This window comes from Streptomyces sp. NPDC052107 (assembly GCF_040680215.1).
Lineage (GTDB): Bacteria > Actinomycetota > Actinomycetes > Streptomycetales > Streptomycetaceae > Streptomyces.
The window spans coordinates 192196-207640 of sequence record NZ_JBFAWG010000013.1 but is presented as its reverse complement, the minus strand read 5'-3'; the positions used below and the strand labels follow the sequence as shown (position 1 = coordinate 207640).

Genomic DNA, 15445 nt, shown 5'->3' with positions numbered 1-15445 from the left:
CTCAACGGCTTGTGTGATCGCAGTTTCCTCAGGAGGACAAGTGGGACGACTCTTCGGCACGGACGGCGTGCGCGGTATCGCCAACGCGGACCTGACGGCCGAGATGGCGCTCGGCCTGTCCGTTGCGGCGGCCCACGTGCTGGCCGAGGCGGGCACCTTCGAGGGTCACAAGCCGACGGCGGTGGTCGGTCGGGATCCGCGGGCGTCCGGGGAGTTCCTGGAGGCGGCCGTGGTCGCGGGCCTGGCCAGCGCAGGCGTGGACGTGCTGCGCGTCGGTGTGCTGCCGACGCCCGCGGTGGCGCATCTGACCGGTGCGCTCGGCGCCGACCTGGGCGTGATGCTCTCCGCCAGCCACAACGCCATGCCGGACAACGGCATCAAGTTCTTCGCCCGCGGCGGCCACAAACTCGCCGACGAGCTGGAGGACAGGATCGAGGCGGTGTACGACTCCCACCGGCACGGCGAGCCGTGGGAGCGGCCGACGGGTGCGGGCGTGGGCCGCGTGCGGTCGTACGACGAGGGCTTCGAGCAGTACGTCGGCCACCTGCTCTCCGTCCTCCCGAACCGGCTCGACGGACTGAAGATCGTCCTGGACGAAGCGCACGGCGCGGCCTCGGGGGTCTCGCCGGAGGCGTTCGCACGGGCCGGCGCTCAGGTGATCACGATCGGCGCCGAGCCGGACGGTCTGAACATCAACGACGGCTGCGGCTCGACCCACTTGGACCAGCTCAAGGCCGCGGTGGTCGAGCACGGCGCCGACCTCGGCATCGCGCACGACGGCGACGCCGACCGGTGCCTGGCCGTGGACCACACCGGCGAGGAGGTCGACGGCGACCAGATCCTCTCCGTGCTGGCCCTGTCCATGCGGGAGCGCTCCGCGCTGCGGGCCGACACGGTCGTCGCCACCGTGATGTCCAACCTGGGCTTCAAGCTGGCGATGGAACAGGCCGGGATCCGGCTGATCCAGACGGCCGTCGGCGACCGGTACGTCCTGGAGGAGATGAAGGAGCACGGGTACGCGCTCGGCGGCGAGCAGTCCGGGCACGTCATCATCCTCGACCACGCGACCACCGGTGACGGCACGCTGACCGGGCTGCTGCTGGCGGCGCGGGTCGCCGAGACCGGCCGTACGCTGCGGGAGCTGGCGTCCGTGATGGAGCGGCTGCCGCAGGTGCTGATCAATGTGCCGGACGTGGACAAGTCGCGGGTGAGGACGTCGGCGGAGCTCGCCGCCGCCGTGACCGAGGCCGAGCGTGAACTCGGGGAGACCGGGCGGGTGTTGCTGCGGCCTTCCGGGACCGAGCCGCTGGTGAGGGTGATGGTCGAGGCCGCGGACATCGATCAGGCGCGGTCCGTCGCCGGGCGGCTGGCCGATGCCGTGAAGTCGGCGCTGGGCTGACCCGGGGCTGCACGGAGTAACAAGGAGTGCATGCCTGGTCACTGATTGTTTGACTTGCCGTCGAGAGGCCGCAGCGCGCGGCTCTCGTCCCGACGGGAGAGGAAACAGTCATGAAGATCCTGAGCAGCACTGTGCGGCGGGTGGCCGGTCCGGCCCTGGCCGCGGGGCTGGCCGTCACCGCGTTCGCCACGCCGGCCTCCGCCGCCCCGGCACCCGGCTCCACGGTGACCCGCTTCGGGGGGAGCGTCGTGCTCAGCGCGGCTGCCGGAGTGAAGAATCAGGTCACGGCCAGTGTGTCCGGCGGTCTGCTGATCATGGAGGACCTGTCGGGCGTCACGGCCGGACCGGGCTGCACGCAGCTCACCGCCACCACCGCCCGGTGCGGGTCCGCCGGTTCTGTCGGTCAGCTGACCATATCGGTGGGGGACCAGGACGACACGGTCACGAACAGCACCGGGATCCGGTCCGTCATCGACGCGGGTCCGGGCAACGACATCGTCAACGGCGGCACCGGCAACGACACGATCAACGCCGGCACGGGCACGGACACCGTCAACGGCGGGGGCGGGAACGACACGATCAACGTGCACGACGGTACGGGCGGCGACACGGTGACCTGTGGCGACGGTTTCGACGTGGTGTCCGCCGACCCGGGTGACATCTTCCCCACCGGCAACGGCTGCGAGGTGGGGAGCGGCATCTTCTAGCCGCCCCGGCTCGGCAGGCCGCCCCGCTCGGCCGTACCCTCACACCGCCTGGCCCACAGCCACTCCTGGGCCGGCAGCGTGAGCGTGCCGGCGGTGCCGGCCGGGACCGCCACGCCTCCGTCAGCCGTACTACAGCTTGCGCAGCCTCAGCCGCTGCACCTTGTGGTCCGGGCCCTTGCGGAGCACGAGGGTGGCCCGGCCGCGGGTGGGGGCGATGTTCTCGACCAGGTTGGGCTTGTTGATGGTCCGCCAGAGGGTGCGGGCGTAGTCGAGGGCCTCCTCCTCCGAGACCTGGGTGTACTTGCGGAAGTACGAGTCGGGGTTCTGGAAGGCGGTCTGACGCAGCTTCCTGAAGCGGTTGAGGTACCAGCGTTCGATGTCCTCGGCGCTCGCGTCGACGTACACGCTGAAGTCGAAGTAGTCGGCGAGGCCCACCCGGGTGCGGCCGTCCTTGCCGGGCAGGGCGGGCTGCAGGACGTTCAGGCCCTCGACGATCAGGATGTCGGGGCGGCGGACCGTGAGCTTCCGGTCCGGGACGATGTCGTAGATGAGGTGGGAGTAGACGGGGGCCGTGACCTCGCCCTTGCCCGCCTTGATGTCGGCGACGAAACGGGTCAGGGCCCGGCGGTCGTAGGACTCGGGGAAACCTTTCCGCGACATCAGGCCGCGTGCCTCCAGCTCCCGGGTGGGCAGCAGGAAGCCGTCCGTCGTCACCAGCTCCACGCGCGGGTGTTCCGGCCAGCGGGAGAGCAGGGCCTGGAGGAGTCGGGCGACGGTGGACTTGCCCACGGCGACCGAGCCGGCGACGCCTATGACGAACGGGGTGCCGGACTGGGAGCCCTGCTCGCCGAGGAAGGTGTTCAGCGCGCCTCTGAGGCCGTCCGTGGCGCCGACGTAGAGGTTGAGGAGCCGGGAGAGCGGGAGGTAGACGTCCCGCACCTCGTCCAGGTCGATCACATCGCCCAGACCGCGCAGCTTCTCCACCTCCTCGGCGGTGAGCGGCAGCGGCGTCTTGTCGCGCAGCGCGCTCCACTCGGCGCGGGTGAGGTCGACGTAGGGAGTCGCCTCCGGCCTGTGCCGGTGGGCGCTCCGGGGCATCGAGGAGACCGGTGAGATCACAGTCCATTGTTAACGGAGTTTGAACAAGGCGGCGGGTGGGGTCCGTCACGCCCGCGCGACCAGTTGCCCCGCCCGGTCGGTGACGTACTCCGGGTGGTAGCCGAGGCGGGCGCAGAGATGCCGGTGGCGGGCGTACTGAGCCCGCGTCACCGGTATGTCGTACGCGGCCAGGATCTGGAGGAGGAAGCGCAGCCCCAGGTCGGGGTCGACGGACGTCACGGTCTCCCGGAGCACGCCCACGACGCCGGCGGCCTTCCCGGTGACGTCCCCGACGGCGAGCAGCACCTGGTCCCTGAGGTCGGTCCGGGGCGGCGACACGGCCGGGGTGTGGTCGGGGGCGACCTCCGCCAGGCGTTCGGTGCACGCCCCGGCGATCTCCCGCAGCCACGTCCGGCCGTCGGCGTCGAAGGTCTCGGTGGCGTACCGGCGTGCCGAGGCCGTGCGCCACAGGGCGGTGACCGCCGCGTCGGACAGCGGCGAATCCAGCAGGCGCCGGACGTCCTGGAGAAGGACGGCGGCCTGGGTACCGGGGGCGATACCGGCGTCCGCGCGGACCAGCCGGACGATGTGTTCCCGGGGCGTGCCCGTCCCGTACCAGCGCCAGTCGTCGTACTCCCCGTGGAACATCGCGGCGAGGAACGGCAGCCCGAAGCGGGACGCGAAGTCCCGCTTGCCCGCGTCGAGCGGCGGGCAGTGCACCGTCAGGCCCTCGAACACGGCGGCGCCGGGGTAGGCCAGCCGGTCGCCGAGGCCCACCAGCCGGTCGTACTGTTCCTTCCCCACCGGCACGGCGTACGCCTTGAGGACGCGCAGCAGCAGCCGAAGGCCGAGGCCGGCGTCGACGTCGTCGACGATCCGGCGGAGCGTGCGGACGATGTCCGGTGGCACGGGGGCGGAGGCGGCCGACGGCAGCTCGGCGCGTACGGCCGCGCGCAGTTCCTCCTCCGTGATCACCGGGCGGCTCTCGTTAAGGACCTTCAGCGTCACCGGGGACCGGACCGGCGTGCAGGCCGGGCACGTCTCGGCCAGCCGGCGCAACCAGGCGCGCGGGGCGATGCCGTGGCCGGAGGGGTCGAAGCCGCCAGCGGTGAGCGCGGCCCAGAGGGCGCCGAGCGCGTCGTCCGGCAGCGGGGAGTCGAGCAGGAGGCGTACGTCGGTGCCGAGGCGGTAGTCCTCGTCCTCCGCGGCGGCCCGCCCCGCGTGCGCCAGTACGGACCGCGGGTCGGCGCCGGAACGCACGGTCCCCGTAAGCCCGCTGAGCCCGAAGTCCTCCTCGAAGTCGTAGTAGTACACCTCGCGGTACGGCTCGCTCACCGAGGCTCCCCTGTCGGTCGTCACTGACGGCCATTCGATCACAGTCCGGCCTTCGTACGACGGTGGGAATTTCCGATTTCGGGCAGGCGGAGGCCAGTTCGGGCCGTTCCCGGGTCGTAGGCTGCGGCCCATGTGCGGAATCGTTGGATATGTAGGGTCGCAGTCGGCGCTCGATGTCGTGATGGCCGGGCTGAAGCGGCTGGAGTACCGGGGTTACGACTCGGCGGGTGTCGCCGTGCTGGCCGACGGCGGGCTTGCCGCGGCGAAGAGGGCCGGGAAACTGGTCAACCTGGAGAAGGAACTGGTCGAACGGCCGCTGCCGACGGGCTCGACGGGCATCGGCCACACCCGCTGGGCCACACACGGCGGGCCGACCGACGCCAATGCCCATCCGCATCTCGACAACGCGGGGCGTGTCGCCGTCGTCCACAACGGCATCATCGAGAACTTCGCGGTCCTGCGGGCCGAACTCGCCGAGCGTGGCCATGAACTGACGTCCGAGACGGACACCGAGGTCGTCGCCCACCTGCTGGCCGAGGAGTTCTCCTCCTGTGGGAACCTCGCGGAGGCCATGCGGCTGGTGTGCCGGCGGCTGGAGGGCGCGTTCACGCTGGTCGCGGTGCACGCCGACGAGCCGGACGTGGTCGTCGGGGCGCGGCGGAACTCGCCGCTGGTGGTGGGCGTTGGAGAGGGTGAGGCGTTCCTGGCCTCGGACGTCGCCGCGTTCATCGCCCACACGCGCTCCGCGATCGAGCTGGGCCAGGACCAGGTGGTGGAGCTGCGCCGCGACGGCGTGACGGTGACGGGCTTCGACGGCCGCCCGGCCGAGGTCCGCAGCTATCACGTGGACTGGGACGCCTCCGCCGCGGAAAAGGGGGGTTATGACTACTTCATGCTCAAGGAGATCGCCGAGCAGCCCAAGGCGGTCGCCGATACGCTGCTGGGCCGTATCGACCCGTCGGGTTCGCTGACGCTGGACGAGGTCCGTATCTCGCCCTCCGAGCTGCGGGAGATCGACAAGGTCGTCATCGTCGCGTGCGGTACGGCCTTCCACGCCGGCCTGATCGCCAAGTACGCCATCGAGCACTGGACGCGTATCCCGTGCGAGGTGGAGCTGGCCAGCGAGTTCCGGTACCGGGACCCGATCCTGGACGGCCGCTCCCTGGTCATCGCCATCTCCCAGTCCGGCGAGACCATGGACACCCTGATGGCGCTGCGGCACGCCCGCGAGCAGGGCTCCAAGGTACTGGCGATCTGCAACACCAACGGCTCGACGATCCCGCGCGAGTCGGACGCGGTGCTGTACACGCACGCCGGGCCGGAGGTCGCCGTCGCCTCCACGAAGGCGTTCCTGACCCAGCTGGTGGCCTGCTACCTGGTGGCGCTGTATCTGGGGCAGGTGCGGGGCACCAAGTGGGGCGACGAGATCCAGGTGGTGATCAAGGACCTGTCCCGGATCTCGGTGGAGGTCGAGCGGGTCCTGGAGACGATGAAGCCGGTGCGCGAGCTGGCCCGGAGCCTGGCGTCGAAGAACACGGTCCTCTTCCTCGGCCGGCACGTGGGCTACCCGGTCGCGCTGGAAGGCGCGCTGAAGCTCAAGGAGCTCGCCTACATGCACGCCGAGGGCTTCGCGGCGGGCGAGCTGAAGCACGGTCCGATCGCGCTGATCGAGGAGGACGTGCCGGTCGTGGTCGTCGTCCCCTCGCCGCGCGGTCGCTCGGTGCTGCACGACAAGATCGTCTCCAACATCCAGGAGATCCGGGCCCGCGGGGCGCGCACGATCGTGATCGCGGAGGAGGGCGACGAGGCGGTGGTCCCGTACGCCGACCACCTGATCCGCATCCCGGCCACCCCCACCCTGCTCCAGCCGCTGGTGGCCACCGTGCCCCTCCAGGTCTTCGCCTGCGAGCTGGCCACCGCCCGCGGCAACGAGGTCGACCAGCCGCGCAACCTGGCGAAGTCGGTCACGGTGGAGTAGCACCGCCCGCAGGGCAGGAGCGGTGCGGGCCGCAGGTCAGGAGAGGTGTCGGCCGCCCCAACCGGTGGCGGCCAGCACCTCTTCGGCGATGTCCGCGACGGTCCTGCCGTCCGTCGGCACCCGCACGACGTGCGCAGGCGCGTCCCGGTCCAGCAGCCGGGCCTTGCGCGCACTGCCGGCCAGCTCCTCCTCCAGTTCCGAGCCGATCTCGCGCCGGACGAGACGCTCCCGGGCGGTGGCGTCGGTGGCCGTGAGCAGTACCCGTACGATCCGCACGCGGTCGCCCATCGCCCGCTCGAACATCCCGGTCGCCGCGGGCAGCACGCTGACGGTGTTCGTGTAGACCAGACGCCGGTAGCCGCGGGCGACGAAGTTCGCCCACACCGCGGTCAGATTGGCCTCGGTGATCCCGCTCCGGAGCGGGTCGTCCTCCGGGGCGGGGTGCACCTGGCCCAGGAAGTCCCCGTCCACCACGGCATGCGCGACGGCCGAGCGGCGCAGCACCGCGGAGACCTCCCAGGCGACGGTCGTCTTGCCGACCCCCGCACGGCCGCCGATGAGCAGTGCCTCGGGGCGGTCCGCGGGCATCGGGTGGCGGCTCAATGGACCGACAGGCCGCCGTCGATGAAGATCGACTGGCCTGTGACGTAGGCGGAGGCAGGGCTTGCGAGGAAGACGGCCGCGCCCTCGAAGTCCTCGGCGAGGCCGTTGCGTCCGGTCATCGTGCGGGCGGCCAGGGCGGCCACCTTCTCCGGGTCGGACGACAGCCGCTGGTTGAGCGGCGTCATCACGAACCCCGGCACCAGCGTGTTGACCGTGACGCCGTACGGCGACCAGGCCTCGGCCTGCGAGCGGGCCAGCGACTCCAGCGCGCCCTTCGACACGCCGTACGCGCCGCTCTGCACGAAGGCGCGGTGGGCCTGCTGGGAGGTGATGTGGATGATGCGGCCGAAGCCGCGCTCCGCCATGCCGGGCCCGAACCGCTGCCCCAGCAGGAACGGCGCCTCCAGGTTCACGGCCATGGTGGTGTTCCACACGTCCTCACCCAGCTCGCCCATCGGCGGCCGCAGGTTGATCCCGGCGGAGTTGACGAGGATGTCCGGCTCACCGAAGACACCGGCCGCCTCCTCGGCCGCCGCGCGCACGCCGTGACGGGTGCTCAGGTCTGCCGCGATCCAGGCGGCCCGGCAACCGTCCGCCGTCAACTCGCCGACGGTTTCCTCCAGTTGCTCCTTGGTGCGGGCGACCACGACCACGCTCGCGCCCGCTCGCGCGAGCGCCCCGGCGATGGCCCGGCCGATGCCGGAACTGCCTCCGGTCACCACGGCGACACGGCCGTGAAGCGAGAAGAGCGCGGAGAGATAGGCCTGCGACGACGTCATGGACGGAGCGTAGAGGGCACGCGTCCGGCGCGGCAGTTGGATTTCGGCAGGTGGGCGGTCCGCCGGGCGCGCGATCGTAGGCTGCCCGGCATGAGCATCATCGGAGTGGGGATCGACGTCGCCGAGATCGACCGGTTCCGTGCGTCGCTGGAGCGGACGCCCGGGTTGGCCGATCGGCTGTTCGTGGAGCGGGAGCTGCTGCTGCCCAGCGGGGAGCGGCGCGGGATCGCCTCGCTCGCGGCCCGGTTCGCCGCCAAGGAGGCCCTGGCGAAGGCGCTGGGGGCGCCGCCCGGGCTGCACTGGACCGACGTCGAGGTGTACGTCGAGGACAGCGGGCAGCCCCGGCTGCGGGTGGCGGGCAGCGTGGCCGCGCGGGCCGCGGAGCTGGGCGTGCGGTCCTGGCATGTGTCGCTCAGCCATGACGCGGGCGTCGCCTCGGCCGTGGTGGTCGCCGAGGGCTGAGCGTCCGGGTGTGGGTGACGGCCGTTCCGGGGCAGACTCGGTGCCATGCGGAGTGCGTACAGCGTGGAGACGGTAAGGGCGGCCGAGCGGGCGCTGATGGCGCGGCTGCCGGAGGGTGCGCTGATGCAGCGGGCCGCCGCGGGACTGGCCGCCGCCTGCGCCGAGTTGCTCGGACGGGTGTACGGCAGTCGGGTGGTGCTGCTCGTCGGCAGTGGCGACAACGGCGGGGACGCGCTGTACGCGGGGGCGCGGCTGGCCCGGCGCGGGGCCGGGGTCACGGCCGTACTCCTGACACCCGAGCGGGCGCACACGGGCGGGTTGGCCGCGCTGCGGCGGGCAGGGGGCACGGTCGCCCCGGCCGGTTCCGCCGACGGGCTGATCGAGCGGGCCGACCTCGTCGTGGACGGGATCGTCGGGATCGGCGGCAAGGGCGGGCTGCGGCCCGAGGCCGAGGCTCTGGCCGGGATCGCCGCGCGGTCCCGGGCCGCCGTGGTGGCCGTGGACCTGCCGAGTGGGATCGAGGCGGACACCGGGGAGGTGCGGGGCGCCGCGATCCGGGCCGATCTGACGGTGACCTTCGGGACGTACAAGCCAGGGCTGCTGATCGATCCGGGGCGGGAGTACGCCGGAGTGGTGCGGTTGGTCGGCATCGGTCTCGAACTGCCCGCCGAGCCCGAGCTGCAGGCCCTGCAACACGCCGAAGTGGCACGGCTGTTGCCGGTGCCGGCCGCGGAGAGCGACAAGTACCGGCGGGGCGTCGTCGGCATCGCCGCCGGTTCCGCGCGCTATCCGGGCGCCGCCGTGCTCGCCGTCTCCGGCGCACTGCGGGGCGGAGCGGGGGCCGTACGGTACGTCGGGCCGGCCGGGGAGGCGGTCATCGCCCGATACCCGGAGACGCTGGTGTCCGACCGGGGGCCGGCGAAGGCGGGGCGGGTACAGGCCTGGGTGGTCGGGCCGGGGGCCGGGGAAGACGCGGTGACCGTGGCCGAGGTGCTCGGGGCGGACGTGCCGGTGCTGATCGACGCGGACGGGCTGCGGCTGGCCGAGCGGGACGCGGTGCGCGGGCGTACGGCGCCGACGCTCATGACACCCCATGCCGGGGAGGCGGCCGCGCTGCTGGGCGTGCGCCGGGAGGAGGTCGAGGGAGCCCGGCTGGCCGCGGTGCGGGAGCTGGCGGCGGTGTACCGGGCGACGGTGCTGCTGAAGGGGTCCACGACCCTGGTCGCCGAGGCCGGGGGCGGGGCCGTACGGATGAATGCCACGGGGACGTCCTGGCTGGCCACGGCCGGGAGCGGTGACGTGCTGTCGGGACTCGCCGGGTCGCTGCTGGCATCGGGGCTCTCGGCCCTGGACGCGGGCAGCGCGGCGGCGTATCTGCACGGCCTGGCCGGGCGGTTCGCATCGGACGGGGCACCGGCGGGGGCGCATGACGTGGCCGACCGGATTCCGCAGGCGTGGAGGGACGTGCACGCGCTGTAGAGGGGGCGCCCCAGCGCCCACCCGTGCCGCCCAGCGGCACGACTGCCCCGCCGCTGCGGCGGGGCAGCGCCCCGAAGGGCGCGGGGAACTGCGCGACCAGCCCCCGCGCACCCGTACCCGGACGACAGCCGTCCCCGCCCCGCACGGAACCCGCCCCACCACGTACCCGCACTTGGACGACAGCCGTCCTCGCGCTGCACGGAACCCGCCCCACCACGTACCCGCACTTGGACGACAGCCGTCCCCGCCCCGCACGGAACCCGCCCCACCACGTACTCGCACTTGGACGACAGCCGTCCCCGCCCCGCACGGAACCCGCCCCACCACGTACCCGCACCTGGGCGACAGCCGTCACCCCACGGAACCCGGCTCCCACGCACCGGCACCCGCACCCGGCCGACGACCGACGCATCCAGGTCCGTCCCCCGGGTGACCCTCCCGCGCGGCACCCCGGATCCGGCGGAGCCCCGCGCTTGGCTGATCGAATGATCAGCAGACGAATCGCGTCCAGGGGTGTCGCGGTGCTGCTCGCCACCGCGACGGCCCTGACTGCGGCCGGCACCGCCGTGGCATACCCAGAGGCCGGCGCCCGCACGGCCAGCGCACCCACGGTCAGCCCCGCGGTCGGCGCCCCCGTGCCCCCCGCCCCGGCCCCCGCCCCCGAACTCGTCCCCGGTCTCGCGCCCGGGCCCGGGCAGCCGTGGCAGATCGACACGCCCGACCAGGCGCTGCCGCCGAAGGTGTACACGCCCAGCGCCCAAGAGGACGCCGTGGAACCCGAGGCCGCGGCGCCGGGGGCGTACGACCTCATCGAGTACGTGCCGCTGTCCGACGCCGTCGTCAAGGTGGCGTGCAGCAAGCAGGTGGGGCCCTATCAGCGGCAGGTCGAGCGGTGGCTGCAGCTGAAGGTCGACGGGAAGCAGTCCGCCGCCGACTGCAAGGCCATCCGGGCGTTCCAGGTCAAGTACAAGATCAAGCCCGCCATCGGGTTCGCCGGCCCCGTCACCTGGTCGACCATGATGCTCGTCGCGGCGAGGAAGAACCCGAACGCCGCCAAGAAGTGCCCCGTCCGGTCGTACAAGGTCGCCTGCGTCGATCTCGACCGTCAGCTCACCTGGGTGCAGAAGGGCTCCAAGGTGGTGTTCGGGCCGGTGCCCATGCGGAGCGGGCGCACGGGGCACGTCACCCGCAAGGGCTGGCACGCCGTCTACTGGCGGCACAAGAACCACTGGTCGACCCTCTACGACCAGCCCATGCCGTACGCCCAGTTCTTCGACGGCGGCGAGGCGTTCCACGCCGTCTACGGCAGCATCTACACCACCGTCGGCTCCTACGGCTGCGTGAATCTGAAGCTCGGCGACGCCCGCACCCTGTGGGACGTGCTGAAGAACGGCGACCACGTCTACGTGTGGGGGCGGCGGCCGGGTACCTGAGACCCGGGGACCCGAGACTGCGACCGGGGCTCGAACGGCCCTCTGAGACACTGGGGGCGCGATGAGTGAGACTGCGACTGTGCCGACCGCCCCCCTGCGCGCCCGCGCCGAGATCGACCTGGGCGCCCTGCGGGCCAACGTGCGTGCCCTGCGCGCCCGGACGCCGAACGCGGCCATGATGGCCGTAGTGAAGTCCGACGGCTACGGCCACGGGGCGCTGCCGTGCGCCCGCGAGGCCCTCGCGGCGGGCGCCACCTGGCTCGGCACGGCCACGCCCGAGGAGGCCCTCGCGCTGCGCGCGGCCGGGCTGGAGGGCCGCATCCTGTGCTGGCTGTGGGTGCCGGGCGGCCCCTGGCGGCAGGCGATCGAGGCCGGCATCGACGTCTCGGTGAGCGGCATGTGGGCCCTGCGGGAGGCCGTCGCGGCCGCGAAGGAGGCCGGACGGCACGCGCGCGTGCAGCTCAAGGCCGACACCGGACTCGGCCGCAACGGCTGCCAGCCGGGGGAGGACTGGGCCGAGCTGGTCCGTGCGGCTCTGCGCGCCGAGGCCGACGGACTGGTCCGCGTCACCGGGCTGTGGTCCCACTTCGCCTGCGCCGACGAACCCGGCCATCCCTCCATCACCGCCCAGCTCGCCCGCTTCCGGGAGATGCTGGCGTACGCCGAGGAGCAGGGCGTGCGCCCCGAGGTGCGGCACATCGCCAACTCGCCCGCCACGCTCACCCTGCCCGAGACCCAGTTCGACCTGGTCCGCCCCGGCATCGCCATGTACGGCATCTCGCCCAGCCCGGAACTGGGCACCCCGGCCGACTTCGGGCTGCGCCCGGTGATGACGCTCAGCGCCTCGCTGGCGCTGGTCAAGCACGTGCCGGGCGGGCACGGGGTCAGCTACGGCCACCATTACGTCACCCCCGGCGAGACCACCCTCGGCCTCATCCCCATGGGCTACGGCGACGGCATCCCCCGGCACGCCTCCGGCACCGGTCCGGTGCTGGTCGACGGCAAGTGGCGCACGGTCGCCGGCCGGGTGGCCATGGACCAGTTCGTGGTGGACCTCGGCGGCGACGAGCCCGAGGTGGGCACCGAGGCCCTGCTGTTCGGGCCCGGCGACCGCGGTGAGCCCACCGCCGAGGACTGGGCGCAGGCCTGCGGCACGATCGCGTACGAAATCGTCACGCGGATCGGAACCCGGGTTCCGCGCGTCTATGTAAACGCGTCCATCTGAATGCGCCCAGGCAACGCGTCCATGTGACCGCGTTCATGTGAATGGGAAAGGGCTCCGGTAACCGGTTCGACAGACGCGACCCAGGTCACGTGTAACACCGGTCATACCTGTTCCAGGGGCAGCACAGGCACCATCGGTCGCACCCACGAAGCGAACTGCAGTACGGCGAAGAGGAGCGGTACGTGAGCGAGAGCAGTGCGGAGGCCATGGCGGACGTCGTCGCCTCGGCGGCCGCCGCCTCCGCCGCGGGGGCGGCCGGGAACTGGCGCAGGGCGACCGGCATCGCCGGTGCCGCGATAGGCGTGCTCGCCGCGGGCGCGGCGGCCGGCGTCGCCGTCGAGCGGATGACGGTGGGCCGCGGGATGCGCAGGAAGGCCCGGCTGGCGCTGGACTCCGCGGGCCCCTACGGCACCCTGCGCGGCACCCCCGGCAAGGCGACCGCCGACGACGGCACCGAGCTGTACTACGAGGTCGACGAGGTCGAGCCCGACCCGGGTCCGAACGTCTCGCCACGCCGGCGCCGGCTCTTCGGCCGTAAGGCCCCCGCCCCCGTCACCGTCGTCTTCTGCCACGGCTACTGCCTCAGCCAGGACTCCTGGCACTTCCAGCGCGCGGCCCTGCGCGGCGTCGTACGGACCGTGCACTGGGACCAGCGCAGCCACGGCCGCTCCGGGCGGGGCATGGCCCAGGTCCGGGACCGGGTGCCGCTCACCATCGACCAGCTCGGCCGCGATCTGAAGGCCGTCCTGGACGCCGCCGTGCCGGAGGGCCCTATCGTGCTGGTCGGCCATTCGATGGGCGGGATGACGATCATGGCGCTCGCCGCCCACTTCCCCGGGCTGATCCGGGACCGGGTCGTCGCCACCGCCTTCGTCGGCACCTCGTCCGGGCGGCTCGGCGAGGTCAACTTCGGGCTGCCGGTGGCCGGCGTCAACGCGGTGCGCCGGATCCTGCCCGGGGTGCTGAAGGCGCTCGGGCAGCAGGCGGAGCTGGTGGAGAAGGGGCGCCGGGCCACCGCCGAGCTGTTCGCCGGGATCATCAAGCGGTACTCGTTCGCGGGGCGGGACCTCGACCCGGCCGTCGAGCGGTTCGCGGAGCGGATGATCGAGTCCACGCCGATCGACGTGGTCGCCGAGTTCTACCCGGCCTTCACCGACCACGACAAGACCGAGGCGCTCGCCTGCTTCCGGGACATGCCGGTGCTGGTCCTGGCCGGCGTCCAGGACCTGGTCACGCCGAGCGGGCACAGCGAGGCCATAGCCGACCTGCTGCCCGAGGCAGAGCTGGTCCTCGTCCCGGACGCCGGGCACCTGGTGATGCTGGAACACCCGGAAGTGGTCACCGACCGCCTCGCCGACCTGCTCACCCGCGCGGGTGCGGTGCCCGCAGGGGCTACGGTTATGGGCTATGGAAGCACCAGCAGCAGCGCAGGACCCCACTGAGACCCGGCTGACGATCACCTCGCCCGAGCAGATGCGGGAGCTGGGCCGCAGGCTGGCCAAGCTGCTGCGCGCGGGCGACCTGGTGATGCTCAGCGGTGAGCTCGGCGCGGGCAAGACCACGCTGACCCGCGGGCTCGGCGAGGGGCTCGGCGTGCGCGGCGCGGTCACCTCACCGACCTTCGTGATCGCCCGGGTGCACCCCTCCCTGGGCGACGGCCCGCCCCTCGTCCACGTGGACGCCTACCGGCTCGGCGGCGGACTGGACGAGATGGAGGACCTGGACCTCGACGTCAACCTGCCCGACTCGGTGATCGTCGTGGAATGGGGCGAGGGCAAGGTCGAGGAGCTGACCGAGGACCGGCTCCAGGTCGTCATCCACCGCGCCGTCGGCGACACCACGGACGAGGTACGGCACGTCACCCTCACGGGGCTGGGGGAGCGCTGGGCAGACGCGGGCCTGGAGGCACTCACGGCCTGAGCTCCCATCAGGATTCCGACAAGCCGTCGGCAACATGTTGCGCAGGACGTCCCGGGCATGGTCACATGGTATCGAGCCCGTAGTTAGGCGTACCTAACTACGCCGCCCCCGCACCAAGGAGGCGTCCATGACCGAGCCCGGTCCCACCGTCGTATCCATGCGCGACCTCCTGGCGTCATGCGAGGCGGCGAAGGCGGTTTCCCGTCCACCCCGGGCCCCTGAGGATCGCCCCGAAGGGGTGCGGGGCCCGGTCGGCCATGCGGCTACCGCCGCGGGGGCGCGACCGGCCACAGCGAACCCGCGGCCGCCCGACGACACGTCGCGGCACTCACAGGCGGCGGCCTAGTGCATCACGCGAGCGGCGGCCTAGCGAATCACGACGATCTTCACCCCGATCGTCGCGAAAACCCACATCGCACTCCCATCGGCCCGCGTCTCCCGAATCCCGCCCGTCCGCATGCCCGGATCGGCGGCAGCCGCCCGTGGGGCCACCGCCGCGCTGAACCCGATCGCCAGCCCGTTCACGCTGGTGAACCGGACCACATGCTCGATGGGAACACCATCCGTTCCGGTGGTCGCACTCGACCGGGACGTGACCCAGTAGGCGCCCGGCGGAGGGTCGACCGTGCCGGGGCTGACCTTGAAGCTGCGCTCCACCCGGTTCCCGCCGGTGACCAGCCAGACCCGGTCGTCGTGCACCGAGTACACGACCCGTTCACCCGTACCGGACCCGCCCGGCGCCGCGGCCGGGCCGTGTCGGGGGGCCTTGCCGGCGCTCACCGAGGAGGAGGCGATGGGTCCGGGTCTGCCGCTCAGGCTCGCCGGCGCGTTGGCCTGGGCCTGGTGGGCGAGGAATCCGACGGCGCCGATGGCCGCTGCGGTGAGGCCGGCCACGATCGCCGAGCTGGTCCCTGCCACGTGCGCTCACCTTTGCCTCGTGCGATATGTCGTACTTCGTACAGACCGTAGCAGTCGGTGACCGTCCGCCCCGGACGGCCATGTACGCGGCGCGGGCGCCGTAGGCTGT

The 15445-nt window shown here is 72.5% G+C and carries 14 protein-coding genes; 9 read left to right on the top strand and 5 right to left on the bottom strand.

Annotation, left to right across the window (positions count from 1 at the left end):
* The first annotated feature begins 40 nt into the window (after nucleotides 1–40).
* Together glmM and AB0M27_RS17770 are read left to right on the top strand one after the other, a co-directional pair.
* Nucleotides 41–1399: a phosphoglucosamine mutase gene (gene glmM / locus AB0M27_RS17775; RefSeq protein WP_365722674.1), complete on the top strand. Its 1359-nt coding sequence runs from the start codon at nucleotides 41–43 to the stop codon at nucleotides 1397–1399.
* Nucleotides 1400–1509: 110 nt separating this feature from the next.
* Nucleotides 1510–2106, top strand: a complete 597-nt coding sequence (locus AB0M27_RS17770; protein WP_365722672.1) for a hypothetical protein — start codon at nucleotides 1510–1512, stop codon at nucleotides 2104–2106.
* Between the two features lie 129 nt (nucleotides 2107–2235).
* Here the strand turns inward: AB0M27_RS17770 and coaA are convergent, their stop codons facing one another.
* Both coaA and AB0M27_RS17760 read right to left on the bottom strand, forming a co-directional pair.
* Nucleotides 2236–3225 (bottom strand): type I pantothenate kinase, encoded by a 990-nt coding sequence (coaA, locus tag AB0M27_RS17765; RefSeq protein WP_365722670.1) that lies wholly within the window; start codon nucleotides 3223–3225, stop codon nucleotides 2236–2238.
* 45 nt (nucleotides 3226–3270) lie between these two features.
* Nucleotides 3271–4539, bottom strand: a complete 1269-nt coding sequence (locus tag AB0M27_RS17760) for a hypothetical protein (RefSeq protein WP_365722668.1) — start codon at nucleotides 4537–4539, stop codon at nucleotides 3271–3273.
* Between the two features lie 130 nt (nucleotides 4540–4669).
* On the opposite strand from AB0M27_RS17760, the gene glmS reads away from it, so the two are divergent.
* On the top strand, nucleotides 4670–6517 hold the full coding sequence (glmS, locus tag AB0M27_RS17755) for a glutamine--fructose-6-phosphate transaminase (isomerizing) (RefSeq protein WP_365722664.1): 1848 nt from the start codon (nucleotides 4670–4672) through the stop codon (nucleotides 6515–6517).
* Between the two features lie 36 nt (nucleotides 6518–6553).
* On the opposite strand, the gene AB0M27_RS17750 is transcribed toward glmS, so the two are convergent.
* Nucleotides 6554–7105 carry a hypothetical protein gene (locus AB0M27_RS17750; RefSeq protein WP_365722662.1) on the bottom strand — a complete coding sequence of 184 codons (552 nt, stop codon included), beginning with the start codon at nucleotides 7103–7105 and terminating at the stop codon, nucleotides 6554–6556.
* A gap of 11 nt (nucleotides 7106–7116) precedes the next feature.
* A complete protein-coding gene (locus AB0M27_RS17745) occupies nucleotides 7117–7899 on the bottom strand; it encodes an SDR family oxidoreductase (protein ID WP_365722660.1) in 783 nt (260 codons plus the stop codon).
* 90 nt (nucleotides 7900–7989) lie between these two features.
* Between AB0M27_RS17745 and AB0M27_RS17740 the strand changes: the two genes are divergently transcribed.
* The 6 genes from AB0M27_RS17740 (at nucleotide 7990) to tsaE (ending at nucleotide 14418) form a co-directional block, all read left to right on the top strand.
* On the top strand, nucleotides 7990–8361 hold the full coding sequence (locus tag AB0M27_RS17740; protein ID WP_365722658.1) for a holo-ACP synthase: 372 nt from the start codon (nucleotides 7990–7992) through the stop codon (nucleotides 8359–8361).
* A gap of 45 nt (nucleotides 8362–8406) precedes the next feature.
* Complete coding sequence (locus AB0M27_RS17735) at nucleotides 8407–9840, top strand: NAD(P)H-hydrate dehydratase (RefSeq protein ID WP_365722656.1); 1434 nt, start codon at nucleotides 8407–8409, stop codon at nucleotides 9838–9840.
* Nucleotides 9841–10325: 485 nt separating this feature from the next.
* On the top strand, nucleotides 10326–11273 hold the full coding sequence (locus tag AB0M27_RS17730) for a L,D-transpeptidase family protein (protein ID WP_365722654.1): 948 nt from the start codon (nucleotides 10326–10328) through the stop codon (nucleotides 11271–11273).
* A gap of 61 nt (nucleotides 11274–11334) precedes the next feature.
* Nucleotides 11335–12498 (top strand): alanine racemase, encoded by a 1164-nt coding sequence (gene alr / locus AB0M27_RS17725; RefSeq protein WP_365722652.1) that lies wholly within the window; start codon nucleotides 11335–11337, stop codon nucleotides 12496–12498.
* Nucleotides 12499–12680: 182 nt separating this feature from the next.
* Complete coding sequence (locus AB0M27_RS17720) at nucleotides 12681–13940, top strand: alpha/beta hydrolase (RefSeq protein WP_365722650.1); 1260 nt, start codon at nucleotides 12681–12683, stop codon at nucleotides 13938–13940.
* Nucleotides 13906–14418, top strand: a complete 513-nt coding sequence (gene tsaE, locus AB0M27_RS17715) for a tRNA (adenosine(37)-N6)-threonylcarbamoyltransferase complex ATPase subunit type 1 TsaE (RefSeq protein WP_365722648.1) — start codon at nucleotides 13906–13908, stop codon at nucleotides 14416–14418. Before AB0M27_RS17720 ends, tsaE begins: the two co-directional genes overlap by 35 nt.
* Nucleotides 14419–14784: 366 nt before the next feature.
* On the opposite strand, the gene AB0M27_RS17710 is transcribed toward tsaE, so the two are convergent.
* On the bottom strand, nucleotides 14785–15336 hold the full coding sequence (locus AB0M27_RS17710; RefSeq protein ID WP_365722646.1) for a hypothetical protein: 552 nt from the start codon (nucleotides 15334–15336) through the stop codon (nucleotides 14785–14787).
* Nucleotides 15337–15445: the final 109 nt, after the last annotated feature.